Source organism: Empedobacter sp. UBA5987, from assembly GCF_002429865.1.
GTDB lineage: Bacteria > Bacteroidota > Bacteroidia > Flavobacteriales > Weeksellaceae > Empedobacter > Empedobacter falsenii_B.
On sequence record NZ_DJBB01000053.1, the window covers coordinates 241 to 13,417 of the forward strand.

The window sequence follows — 13,177 nt, forward strand, 5'->3', positions numbered from 1 at the left end:
ATTTTTAGTAGAGAGGTTTACGACCTTGACTTGCTTGTGCTGAGCCTGCCGAAGTATTCGTTAGTTTTTTTGATTGTTCCCCGAAGGGCATATGTATACCGATAATTAAAATATATAAGCTATGAATAAAAAAGTGACAAAAGATTTCTCGATACCTCGAAATGACAGATAGAAATTGTCATTCAGAATGTAGCTTTAGCGAAATGAAGAATCTCTTAACCCTTCTCATCCAATAGATTGAAGCTCGTCTGCAAATCGTATGTCGACTTTTCAGCAATGACGATTTATAAATTCATTGTAAAAAAAGGATTTTGAATATTGAAAAAGGAGTTAAAAATCCGACGATTTAGAATCGAAATGTTTTAATCATAGTAAATAAATCGATATTTTTCAGTTTACTGAACTATACAATTTCTAAAATAAAAAAAACTATGTTTCTATTGTGGTTAGAAAATTAGAGGATTCGGTTCTGTACTTCATCACTTCGAGTGATTTTCGAAATGTAATGTAGAAAATTATATCAAGAAGTTAAACGTTTTAAAACAATTTTCATCTTATTCTTCAACATAATAAATGTGACAGCAAGAAAGAAAAAAACGTAAAAAGTTAAGCGTAAAACATAATAAATTAATTCCCTATAAATTTCAAATAAAAAATCTTGATTTTTCACCTATTCAAAACCCATTAAGTGTTAGTTGTACGATTTTTGATTCATTATTGAATAATAACATTCTAAAAATGAATACCATGAAAAATAACACGACACAAAACATCGCACGATATACCTTAGGAGCTTTTTTGATTGGAGCAGGAATTGCTCACTTAACTATAGCTAGAAAAGAATTCAAGACACAAGTACCAAATTGGGTTCCTTTACCCAAAGATGACACAGTTGTGTATTCGGGAATTGCAGAAATAGCCTTGGGTAGTACGATTGTTTTAGCTCCAGATAGTAAAAAAGAAATAGTTGGAAAAATAGCAGCTTGTTTTTTTGGGGCTGTTTTTCCTGGAAACTGGGCTCAATATAAAAACAAAAGAGATGGTTTTGGATTGGATACAGATCAAAAAAGATTAGCACGATTATTCATGCAACCTTTACTAATTATATGGGCTTTGAAATCGACTAAAAATACTAAATAACTTGTTTGAAGTAACCAACTTACGACAATTGAATTATATTAAACAAATTTGAATGAAAGAGGATGACTTTAATAAAGATCTAAATAGAAGATTAAAATAATTACGTAAATAAATAACTGTATGATAATAATTTATAGTATTTTTATCTCAAATAATACTATAAAATTAATACTTGAACAGCGATGAATAAACTATTTATTGTAGCGATTGCTGCTACTTTGATTGTTTCTTGTAACAACAAAACAGAAGAAAAGAAAACGGATAATGTTATAGTAGATACTAATCAAAAACAAGATAACACGGTTGCTGATAATGGATTTGACATCAGCAAAATTCCATTTTCAACAGCTGATATTGGAGATTTTCCTTTCATAAATCTTCCACAAGGTTTAAAAGAAATGAACAAACCTTTGGTAAAACAATTTGACATATGTTTTTTTCCTATTAACGGTGTTATGACACCTTTTGAAGGAAAGTTGTATAAAACTTTTGTTTCACCTAAACAAGGAGAAGAATTTTCGCAACATTTCTTTGAAAAAAGTATGGCTGATTATTTACAATCTATCGGGGCTGTTAAAGTGTTTGATGGTGAAATAACCAAAGAAGAATATGAGCGTTACAATAAACAAGATCCGAATAAAGGAGGCGAAGGTGATATGGGATACGCTGGACAAAATATGAAGTTTTGGGTATTACGTACAAAAGATAAAGGAAATGTATATATACAATACCTTTCTAACAATGCTGGTGCTTCGCTTAATGTACTACAAGAAACAGACTTTAAGCAAACGATTACCAAAGTAACAGCAGACGAAATTGCTGAGGATTTGACTAAGAATGGAAAATCTATTTTATATATTAATTTTGATGTTGATCAAGCAAAAATCACGCAAGAAGGTGATGAGATTGTGACTGAAATTGCAAATGCCTTAAAGAAAGATAACACATTAAAAATATCAATTGAAGGGCATACTGATAATTCTGGCGACGCTAAGCATAACAAAAAACTATCTAATGATCGTGCAAATGCTGTAATGCAAAAACTAATTGCTTTAGGTATTGATAAAACACGTTTATCTGCTATAGGATACGGAGCCGAAAAACCATTGGTAGCAAATGATACAGAAGAAAATAAAGCAAAAAATAGACGTGTAGAATTGGTTAAAGTAAAGTAAAATCTATATATGTTTTATTTCTATTGAATATGAAAAATATTACTACTAATCGTATTTCACTATTTTCTTTGTTATTCTTTCTGAGTTTAAAGCTTGCTCAAGCACAAGACCTCCCTTATAAGTTTACAGAAGATATACAATCTAAAAAAAACAGTAGTGAAAATACTTTTGCGTTACAATTAGCAGCTACAGACTTTTCTTTTCAAGGAAGTTACAGTAAAGCCCTTAAAACTTGGAATGAACAACGTCCAGATTTAAAAGAAATAAAACTAAACCCTTTTGATTCTGTATTTTTTCATAACAGTAAAGCTGTTTCTGCAAAAGATTATATTATTGATAGAAGTAAAAATGAAAAAATCATTATACTAAATGAACTGCATCATAATGCAAGTCATAGATGGTTTGCAACTTCGTTGTTAAAGGATCTTTACGCAAATGGATATCGTTATTTAGGTCTTGAAGCATTAGATGATTTATTGATAAATGAAAGACAATTTGCTACAGTAGAAAGTGGATTCTATACTTCCGAGCCTAATTTTGGAAACTTTATAAAAGAAGCGCTTGATTTAGGTTTTACAGTATTTGGTTATGAAGCTTCGGATAAAGATAATTGGGACAAAGATCCCTGGAAAAATCGCGAGATTGCACAAGCTAAGAATATCCATTCTTTTATGAAAAATAATACCAATGGTAAATATTTTATTTATTGTGGTGCAGGACATGCTTTTGAAGGAGATAATAACGGTAGAGGTATGTCTATGGCAGGTATTTTAGCAGAGTTAACTGGTACTAATCCTTTTACTATTGATCAAAATAAATATTCAGATAAAGGAGAAAGTCGTTACAATCAACCTCTTTCTAAATTAATCACGACAACCACTCCAACTGTTTTGATAAATGATAAGGGAATCATTTTCAGAAGTAATCCATCTAGTTATGAAACTGATATCTCTATCATTCAACCTGCAAATTCCTTTCTAGAAACTACCCTTCTGCTTCAAAAATCTAAGGCATATAAAAAAATTATACTTCCTAAGAATCTTATTATAACATATCCTGCAATGATATTGCTCTACAGAAAAGGTGAAGCTGAACAAAATGGTGTACCCACAGCTGTATATGAAGTATTAACTGATACTGATATTCCTTCTATTTTTTTAAAGAAGACTACCTATGAAATTATAATTCTTGATAAAAATTACCAGATACAAAATAAATATACTAGTGATTAGACGTTTTGTATACGATGTAAAACAGGAAATATAACTATTTAATCTCGTATTATTTTCATTTTCTTAAATCCTTAAAAAAGGAAAATTAGATAAACAATTAAAATACATTCTCTGAAAGTTTAAACAAGTTTATATTTTAACCAAATCAATTATTCAATAACCGTATTGTTAAACAACTAAACATGTTATGAATCAGGTTTGAAAGAAAGTATTTTAAGATTAAAAATCATCTTCGTATCTTCACCTCTCAAACAACAAATAATGAAATTCGTTACTTTCTTAGACAATCGACAAGAAAAAGTAGGTCTTGTTTTGCAAGACTCTATCTATGATTTGACACAGATTAATCACAACTTACCCTCTACCCTAATTGATATTTTAGCTGATGATGATTTTTCACTTATAATTTGTCAACAGATTACAAACGAAATTTCACGTGGTGAATATAAAAATGCGGTAGTAAAAGAACCACTAATTTTGGCTCCAATACCTCATCCAGCAAGTTTTAGAGATGCCTATGCATTTCGCCAACATGTAGAAACTTCTCGCTTAAACAGAGGTTTGGATATGATTCCAGAATTTGATCAATTTCCTGTGTTCTATTTCTCTAATCATCAAGCTATTCAAGGTCCAGGAAAAATAATTGCTATGGAAAAACATTTCAATCGAATGGATTTTGAACTTGAAGTCGCTATTGTCATCAAAAAAGAAGGTATCAATATAAAAGCAGAACATGCAGATGAATATATTGGTGGTTTTATGATTTTGAATGATTTAAGTGCACGTGCGTTACAAATGGAAGAAATGAAACTGAATCTTGGTCCAGCAAAAGGAAAAGATTTCGCTTCGATGTTTGGTCCATATTTAGTAACACCAACCGAAATCGAAAAATACAAAGTTGAGCCTAAAGAAGGACATATCGGAAATTGTTATGATTTAGAAATGTCTTGTTCAGTCAATAATATTGAAGTTTCTCGTGGAAATTTCAAAGATATGCATTGGACTTTCGCCGAGATTATCGAACGTATTTCGTATGGTGTAAAACTTTATCCTGGTGATATTATAGGGTCTGGAACCGTTGGTACAGGTTGTTTTCTTGAATTAAATGGAACTGGAAAACGTCAGAATCCAGCTTATAAAGAACAATGGTTACAACCAAATGATACTATCGAAATGTCTGTTACAGGATTAGGAAAATTAGTAAATTCTGTTCATCTTTATACCCAATAAACTCAACTTATGCAACATACAAAATCTTTTGAGCCAAATACAAGTCAATTTAATGACATTTTCAAACACGCTATTTCTCCACGTCCTATTTGCTTTGCAAGTACGATAGATAAAGACGGAAATGTAAATTTGAGCCCATTTTCATTCTTCAATATGATGGGACAAAATCCGCCTATTTGTGTATTTTCTCCACTTCGAAAAATGAGAGATGGATCGACAAAGCATACATTAGAAAATGTTTGGGAACACCCTGAATGTGTAATTAATATTGTCAATTATAACATGGTTCAGCAACAATCGTTGGCAAGTGTGGAATATCCAAAAGGTGTAAATGAATTTGTGAAAGCTGGTTTTACAGAATTACCTTCAGAGTTGGTTAAACCTCCTCGTGTAGCCGAATCTCCGATTCAATTTGAATGTAAAGTGCGTGAAGTAATTTCTGTTACAGATCAACCAGGTGCAGCTAATTTGGTGATTGCAGAAATTGTGCGCATGCATGTACAAGAGGATTTACTGGATGAAAATGATAAAGTTTCGCCTTATGATTTGGATTTAGTTTCTCGTATGGGAGGTGATTATTATTGCCGAGTTATTCCAGAATCGATCTTCGAAGTCGAAAAACCTACGCGTACAATTGGTTTGGGAATAGATCAACTTCCTGACGAAGTGAAAAATTCTAATTATTTAACAGGTAATAATTTAGGTCAATTAGGAAATGTAGAAAAATTACCTACAGATGAAATGATTCTTAATTTCAAGGAGCAATTGACAGAACGATTAGATATTCAAAAGTTTAAATCAGCAGAGGTTCGTCATCAAGTTGCTGCAAAACTTTTGGAACAAGGAGATGTAAATGGTGCGTGGTATTGGTTATTAATGAAAATTTAAACCATGAACAAAACTGCATTGGTTTTAGGAAGCTCAGGTTTGATTGGTTCTCTTCTCTTAGAAAAGTTATTCAATCATCCTGATTATTCAACTATTATCACAATTGTTCGAAAACCTCAACAAATTAATCATCCAAAATTGATTGAAATAGTTACTGATTTTAATTCGGAGATTAATTTAGATGATATTGAAACGATTGATTCTATTTTTTCGTGCTTGGGAACAACACGAAAAAAGACGCCTGATTTAGATGCTTATCATAAAATAGAAGTCGATATTCCAAATCAATTTGCAAAACTTGGGATTCAAAAAGGATTAACAAAGTTTCATTATATTTCAGCAATTGGTGCAAATACGAACTCGTCCAACTTTTATTTAAAAATGAAAGGCGAAGCCGAAAGAACTTTGCAAAAGAATAATATCAAACAATTGTTCTTATATCGTCCATCTTTGTTAATTGGAAATCGAGCGGAATATCGTTTGGCTGAGAATATCAGTGCAAAAATTTTCCCTTTGATTAATTTCTTTTTACGAGGAAACTTATCTAAATATAAATCAATTGAAGCCGAAAAAGTTGCACAATCACTTCTTGAAAATGATTTACAATTAAACTCTGAAAAAGTTTCAGTTTTATATTACAACGAAATAATTAATTCAATAAATACAACACAATGATCATATTAGCCGTACTCTTACCTTGGTTATCATTCATTTTAAGAGGAAAAATAATACAAGGCGTTATTTGCTTAATCTTACAAATCACCTTAATTGGATGGCTGCCAGCTGCAATTTGGGCTGTTGCATCACTTTTGGACGGACGAAACAAAGCAAGAATCAAACAATTGAATAGATGATAAATCAATATAAAATAGCAAAAGATTCTATCAATTTGTACGTCACTTTAGAAATTAATCCTTCTAAAAGGAGAAAATTCTTTTTGTTCTTTTGCATTTTATTGATGATTTCAGTTCCGATTAGTTTAATCACAATTATTGATTCGGAGCCGCAAGATTTTATTATTCCAATTTCTATAATTAGTTTCCTTATTTTCTATTTTATTATTCGATATTTTTTGTGGAATATTTATGGAAAAGAGAATATTATTATCAATAATAAAACAATTAGTTATAATCGAGATTTTGGTTTATATCAAACAAAATATTCTTCTAATAAGTATTCAAAATTAGATTTTGCAATTCAGAAAATTAAAAATGAAAATGATTTAGATGTTGGAGATTTAGTTTTCATTGATTATTTAGAAGATTCTCAATTACCAGAAGTTATTTTTCAGACTTCGATATTAATACCAATTGATGATTTAAAGAAAATACAACAAGAAATTGAATTGCATTTGTTTGATATTGATAAAGATAAATTAGCAGGGAATTATATTGTTTTCTCTCAGAATTGAAATAATTTTTAATAAAAAAGACAACTAATTAAGTTGTCTTTTTGCGTTATTTACGTTCATAATAATTTAAGATTTTATCTTCTTTCCCATCATTATTTTTATCACGATATTCTATCAACACCAGCGTATTTTCGTCTACTTTTTGATATTTATACACAGTTGTTGTTCTTGTACCATAAGTTAAACTAAATTCGTTATTTCTTTTATTTACCATTTAATCTAGTAAATTCAATAATTATAGTGAGTTTTTTGAAGAATTTTCGAGATAATTTAGCTGTATCAAAATAGAAAAGTAGATGAAAAAAATAATGGTTCTAATGGTTTGTAGTCTTTTGGCTTCTTTTGGAAATGCACAAGAATATACAACTAATAATATTATAATAAAGCAAGGAAATCAAACATTTAATATTGATAAAGCTGAACAAACAATCACACTTCGCCCAGAAGAATTTAGTGTTGAATATCTAAATAAACCTTATCAAGAAAAGAAAAATCTGTTTTACGCTGCACAAGCATTAGTGACTGATAGTTCGGCTGATGTTAATTTTCAAGAAGGAATAAAAATAGAAAGCATACCATATTTTGAACCTAGTAGTGGTTTTGCTGCAGAGAAAAACCAAGTCATATATTATCCGTTTTTGTCGTATGATGGACATCAATATTTATATTATGTTTCAAATAATGAAAAACGTGTGGATAAAATTGGAACGTCTGGAAATTGGGATATTTACAAATGGACATTAAAAGGTGTTTATCAATATGACGCTGAAATGGATTGGAATATTTACGACAACGATCAAGTACATATTGCTTTAATTATTGATCGAAATTTAGACGGAATTCTTCAAAAGGGTGAATTTTTCGACGTTCATATTAATTTTAAGAAATAACAATAATCTATATCCTAACCTACCTCAACTTATGTACAAACTAAAACATTCTTCGGATTGTTTTAGTTTCTTTGATTCTACAAAAGACATTATATTAGCTCAAATAAACTCAACATCTCAATATGTTAAAAAGTAATAGTGCTTTAAAAAATCTTTTATTTCAACTTATAGTCGTCATTTTATGCGCTATTAGTGGAATTGCTAATGCACAAGAAGTACTGATTAATTTTGAGAATCAATATAATAAAACAGCTCCTAATTCTATTGAACGATACGAAATAACAGGAAAATATGCGCAAGCTTTATTATTTAATAATCAAAAAGAAAAAGCTTTCGCTGTTTTGAAACAAAATATTTCTAGCGCCGAAAAACTGAGTGATGGAAAATATGCTGCATATTTACATGCTGTTTCTGCAATGAATAATCGTATTGATGATAATTTGAATGCAACAAATTATAATTTGCAAAAAGCAATTTATTACAGCGGACGCACAACTGATTATTCAACAAAAGGATATGTTAAATATTGCGAAGGATGGTTGAATTTAAGAAACAATGAAGACTCTAAGGCTGTAAAAAACTTTATTGATGGTCTTAAATTTCTAGATAAAGCTACTGTTACGCCAACTGTTCTTACACGAATGAGTTCTATTTATAACGAATTGACTGGAATTTATTCGAGATGGGATGATTATGAATTACAAGAAAAGTACAGCAAACTTGCTCTAGAAGTAGCACTTAAACAAAATAATCCTAATTTAATTTTTGCTTCTTATATGTCGATTGGATACATGTACGAGCAAAAATTTATGCAAAATGAGAAAAATATTTTTGTACGAGATTTAGCTGAAAAATATTATACTAACGCTATAAATACGTATTATAAAAACAAAAGTGAAATGGCTACAGCGACAGACTTGTCGTTTGTAGCTATTAATCTAGCCAATTTATATCTTCTATTTTATCCCAAAAACTATCAAGTAAAAGTTATCAAATATGCGTATTTAGCCAAAGAAATTGCTGAACAAAATCATCAATCCGATCACGTTGCTGCTGCTAATGGTATTTTAGCAGAATTATCTTTACAAAATAACGAAGTTTCTACTGCAAAAAATTATTTACTTAATTCGCTTATAAAAGTTCATGAAAATACAATTCCAGACAAGAATATTCTGCTTTCGCTGTATTTGAGTTTATCTGATATTGAAGATCGTGAAGGAAATTACAAAGAAGCCTTGCGTTATTATAAATTGTACACTTCCACTTACAAAGAAATTTATGATAACGAGCAAGCGCAAATCAGTAAACGTTTGGAAGCTCAGTTTGATAAAGAACGTCAACAACAACAAATGATTCGTTTGCAATTAGAAGCCGAGAAAAAAGAACAACAAATTCAACTAATGCATTCATTAGGAATTCAACAAGAACAAGAATTAGAAAATTCTAGATTAAGTGAAGAATTTCAACGTAAACAATTAAAATTAACTCGATTAGAATCCGACAAGCGTTCTCAAGAATTAACGATTTCAGAACAAAATTTAAGGCTTTCTAAACTCGAAAATAAAAATAGAAAAGATGAATTGGTTAATTATATCACCGAACTTAATTTCAAGAATAAATTAAACAAATATTACATTTTCTCTATCATCTTCTTTATTGCTTTACTTGGATTATTGCTTTACGCTTTAAAACAACGTAACAAACATCTAAAGCAACGTGAAGAATTATACAAGTTGGAAATCGAACAAGAACGTCAAAATTCTAAAATATCCACTTTAACAGCTCTTCTTAATGGTGAAGAACAAGAACGAGCTCGTCTTGCACGTGATTTACACGATGGTTTGGGCGGTTTACTTTCTGGAACAAAAATTCAGCTCACTCATTTAAACGATAAAATTGACGATCATTCTAAAAAGGACATGGCAAAATCTATTCAACAATTAGATGGAGCTGTTGATGAATTACGTCGCGTAGCTCATAATTTAATGCCAGATTTGTTGTTGAAATATGGTTTGGAAGAAGCCTTAAAAGAATATGCAATCCGAATGTCGAATGAACAATTGGATATTGATGTTCAATTTTTGAGCTATACAAATTCACTTGACAAAGAGCATCAATTATTGGTTTATCGTATCATTCAAGAATTAGTAAATAATGCCATTAAACATGCGCATGCAGCGGAAATTATCATTCAATTTGTTGAAGATGAAAACAATTATTCTGTCACTGTAGAAGACGATGGGAAAGGTTTTGATATGAATAATACAAAACTAACGCAATCAGCAGGTTTACATAATATTCAATCGCGTGTCCAATTTTTGAAAGGACAATTAAATATACATTCAGAAATCGATTTAGGAACAAGTATAGAGTTCCAATTTCCTAAAATATAACTTATGATAAAAATAGCAATCACAGACGATCATCCTTTATTATTAGAAGGCTTGCGAAATATTTTGAGTAATCAGCAAAACTTACAAGTGGTCGATTGTTATGCTTCGGCTCAACAATTACAAGAAGCCTTAAAAACAACAGAAATTGACATTCTTTTGTTAGACATCAATTTATCGGATACTAATAGTATTGAATTGATTAAACCTTTCAAGAAAAAATATCCTGATATGCACATTATTATGTTGAGCGTACACAATGAATACGCTGTAATTAATAGTTGTTTGGAAGAAGGTGCTTCGGGTTATATTCAGAAAAATGCTTCTGTTGACGAAATATTAGAAGGAATTAATTCTATTTTTGATGGAAAGAAATTTCTTTGTTCGCAAACCAAAAATGTGATGAGTAAAAAAGAAAAAGATGGTTTGAATACGATTCCGAAATTGACACGTCGCGAAAAAGAGGTTTTAATTGAAGCTGCACAAGGCTTAACGACACAACAAATTGCAGATAAATTATTTATCAGTACACATACGGTGGACAGCCATCGTAAGAATTTGATCGAAAAATTTAAAACATCAAATTTAAGTTCAGCAATCACATCAGCCATAGAATATGGATTGATTTCAAAACCTTAAAAAAATACCTATAAATAGGGATATTTTAATTCTAAAATTTTTATCAATTTTGAAAAAGAAATAACAACCTATATTTCAACCGACTGAACAACCCAAAATAAGATTGCTAACCAATTCTTATTACCTTAACTACATCTATTGAAAATCGCTTAGTTCTCTACTTAAGCGATTTTTTTTATATTATCTTAAATACTTAATAAAAAAGTATATAATTTAAAACTTAAAAAAACGGAAAAATAATATTATTCTTCCGTTTTTTTATGACTAACATTATTCTTTTTAATGTCCTCCTTCAGATTCAATCTCATCTATATTAATTCCTTGTTTCTTTAAAAATCCTTTGACCATTACTGCAAAAGATATTAAATAAATAAAACAAATTAATGGAATAACATATGAATTATGAATTCCTATAATATCAGATAATTTTCCTTGTATAGGAGGAATAATACCTCCTCCTAAAATCATCATTACTAAAAATGCAGAACCTTGTGCTGTATATTTACCTAAACCTACAATAGATAAACTAAAAATTGCGGGCCACATGATAGAACAAGCTAAACCTCCAGCTAAAAATGCATAAATGGCAACAATACCTGTCGAAAGTAAACCAATTGTCATTGCGATCGCTCCAAAGATTGCAAAAATAAGTAATGTACGAGCTGGTTTATCTTTAGATAAGAAAAATGCTGCAATTTGTAAGGCTATACATATGATATAAAAATATAAATGTGACATATCAAATCCAGCTATAGTATTAACACCTATAACAATTGAAAAAGCAATAACCGGAACAATGATTAATAGGAATTGTTTTTTGGATTTAATCAAATTAAATGCGCTTATAGCTCCTGCCCATCTACCAATCATCATACTTCCCCAATACATCGTTACATATGGAGTTATTTGTGATGAGCTAAGATTTCCAAATTCTTTTAGTGTCAACAATTCTCCTAGATTAGAACCTATAGCTACTTCAACACCTACATATAAAAACAATGCTAACATTCCTAGAATTAATTGAGGATATTTCATAGCTCCCCATCCTTCCGACTTTTTCTTTGCGCTGAAATAGGCATACAATAATCCAATTATAACAACTGATAAAGCACCAAAAAGCCAAGCCATTCTTTTTAATTCTAAAGGATTTTTTAACGTAACTACTTCTGCTTTATAACTATCTATTAATGTTATGTTTGTCGTATTATTAATTAAGTTATTTAATTCTTCAATTCTTAAAGCTTCGACACTCTTATAACTTAAAAACACTGGAACAAACATGATTAATAGTAAAATTGTCATTACAATTAACATTGTTAATGCTTTGTTTGATTTCTCCATTGGTTCATTATTTATTCCTGCTGGAACTTTCTTAGAAAAGAAGAAAATTGCCGCAGCAATAACAAATAATAAACCTACTCCTATATATAGATATTCTACCTTTGTTAATGGTAAGTTCTTAATTACATCGTCTGACACATGATCAAAAGTACCAAACAATGCAAAACCAATTACTAATGGACCAATTGTAGTTCCAAAAGAATTTATTCCACCTCCCAAGTTAATTCGAGAAGTTCCTGTTTTAGGATCACCTAATAAAACTGCAAATGGATTTGCAGCAGTTTGTTGCAATGAGAATCCTAAAGCAACAATAAATAATCCCATTAGCATCCCAATATAAATATTTACTTGAACTGCAATTATCATAGCCCCAGCTCCTAATGCAGAAAATAAAAGTCCATAAACTATACTTTTTTTATACCCCCATCTTCCTACTAAATCCTTTCCTTTAACAACACTCAATATATATAATAAAAGCGCACCAATATAATAGGCTGTATAAAAAGCAAAATCGATTAATTGAGATTGAAATTGATCTAATTCAAAGTAATTTTTACAAAATGGTATAAAAATATTATTACCCGCTGCTATAAAACCCCAGAAAAAAAATACAATTATCAGCGTATAAAGTGCTGGATAATTAGTTTTTTGTGTTTGACTCATGTGTTTTGATATAATTATTAATACTTTTTGATGATTAGCTTTTTAAAAAGCTTATAAATATAGTTTATTTCTATTCTAAAAAACAAATATGATTTGATTTTATGTTAATGATAATTATAAATCATTTATATATTTCTGTAAGTAAATGGTATAAGGTTTTGTAATCTTCCCTAAAAAC

General features: G+C 29.8%; 13 protein-coding genes. 11 read left to right on the plus strand and 2 right to left on the minus strand.

Translation table 11 applies throughout. From position 1 onward, the window contains the following. Window positions 1-747 precede the first annotated feature (747 nt). The 8 genes from B3J26_RS08670 to B3J26_RS08705 all read left to right on the plus strand — a co-directional run bounded on the left by B3J26_RS08670 (window position 748) and on the right by B3J26_RS08705 (window position 7,076). Window positions 748-1,140 carry a DoxX family protein gene (locus tag B3J26_RS08670; RefSeq protein WP_280050222.1) on the plus strand — a complete coding sequence of 131 codons (393 nt, stop codon included), beginning with the start codon at window positions 748-750 and terminating at the stop codon, window positions 1,138-1,140. A 182-nt stretch (window positions 1,141-1,322) separates the two neighbouring features. Next, window positions 1,323-2,315 carry an OmpA family protein gene (locus tag B3J26_RS08675; protein ID WP_038330653.1) on the plus strand — a complete coding sequence of 331 codons (993 nt, stop codon included), beginning with the start codon at window positions 1,323-1,325 and terminating at the stop codon, window positions 2,313-2,315. Window positions 2,316-2,344: 29 nt separating this feature from the next. Next, entirely contained in the window at window positions 2,345-3,547 is a 1,203-nt protein-coding gene (locus tag B3J26_RS08680; RefSeq protein ID WP_291074161.1) for a hypothetical protein, read from the plus strand. A gap of 261 nt (window positions 3,548-3,808) precedes the next feature. Beyond that, window positions 3,809-4,777, plus strand: coding sequence for a fumarylacetoacetate hydrolase family protein (locus B3J26_RS08685; RefSeq protein ID WP_291062209.1), 969 nt, complete (start codon window positions 3,809-3,811; stop codon window positions 4,775-4,777). A 9-nt stretch (window positions 4,778-4,786) separates the two neighbouring features. Next, window positions 4,787-5,665, plus strand: a complete 879-nt coding sequence (locus B3J26_RS08690; protein ID WP_291074163.1) for a flavin reductase family protein — start codon at window positions 4,787-4,789, stop codon at window positions 5,663-5,665. 3 nt (window positions 5,666-5,668) lie between these two features. Then, the gene (locus B3J26_RS08695) at window positions 5,669-6,340 is read left to right on the plus strand and encodes an NAD-dependent epimerase/dehydratase family protein (protein WP_125349330.1); all 672 of its coding nucleotides are present in this window, start codon (window positions 5,669-5,671) and stop codon (window positions 6,338-6,340) included. Beyond that, entirely contained in the window at window positions 6,337-6,519 is a 183-nt protein-coding gene (locus tag B3J26_RS08700) for a YqaE/Pmp3 family membrane protein (protein WP_125349329.1), read from the plus strand. Before B3J26_RS08695 ends, B3J26_RS08700 begins: the two co-directional genes overlap by 4 nt. Beyond that, window positions 6,516-7,076, plus strand: a complete 561-nt coding sequence (locus B3J26_RS08705; protein ID WP_291074165.1) for a hypothetical protein — start codon at window positions 6,516-6,518, stop codon at window positions 7,074-7,076. The genes B3J26_RS08700 and B3J26_RS08705 overlap by 4 nt, the downstream gene beginning before the upstream one ends. Before the next feature lie 46 nt (window positions 7,077-7,122). On the opposite strand, the gene B3J26_RS08710 is transcribed toward B3J26_RS08705, so the two are convergent. Further along, window positions 7,123-7,290: a hypothetical protein gene (locus B3J26_RS08710; protein WP_291074168.1), complete on the minus strand. Its 168-nt coding sequence runs from the start codon at window positions 7,288-7,290 to the stop codon at window positions 7,123-7,125. 82 nt (window positions 7,291-7,372) lie between these two features. On the opposite strand from B3J26_RS08710, the gene B3J26_RS08715 reads away from it, so the two are divergent. The 3 genes from B3J26_RS08715 (at window position 7,373) to B3J26_RS08725 (ending at window position 10,995) form a co-directional block, all read left to right on the plus strand. After that, a complete protein-coding gene (locus B3J26_RS08715; protein WP_038330489.1) occupies window positions 7,373-7,966 on the plus strand; it encodes a hypothetical protein in 594 nt (197 codons plus the stop codon). A gap of 122 nt (window positions 7,967-8,088) precedes the next feature. After that, window positions 8,089-10,359: an ATP-binding protein gene (locus tag B3J26_RS08720; protein ID WP_291074170.1), complete on the plus strand. Its 2,271-nt coding sequence runs from the start codon at window positions 8,089-8,091 to the stop codon at window positions 10,357-10,359. Window positions 10,360-10,362: 3 nt separating this feature from the next. Continuing rightward, complete coding sequence (locus B3J26_RS08725; RefSeq protein ID WP_125349324.1) at window positions 10,363-10,995, plus strand: response regulator transcription factor; 633 nt, start codon at window positions 10,363-10,365, stop codon at window positions 10,993-10,995. A gap of 279 nt (window positions 10,996-11,274) precedes the next feature. Here the strand turns inward: B3J26_RS08725 and B3J26_RS08730 are convergent, their stop codons facing one another. Next, window positions 11,275-12,999, minus strand: a complete 1,725-nt coding sequence (locus B3J26_RS08730; protein WP_291074172.1) for an MFS transporter — start codon at window positions 12,997-12,999, stop codon at window positions 11,275-11,277. Window positions 13,000-13,177 lie beyond the last annotated feature (178 nt).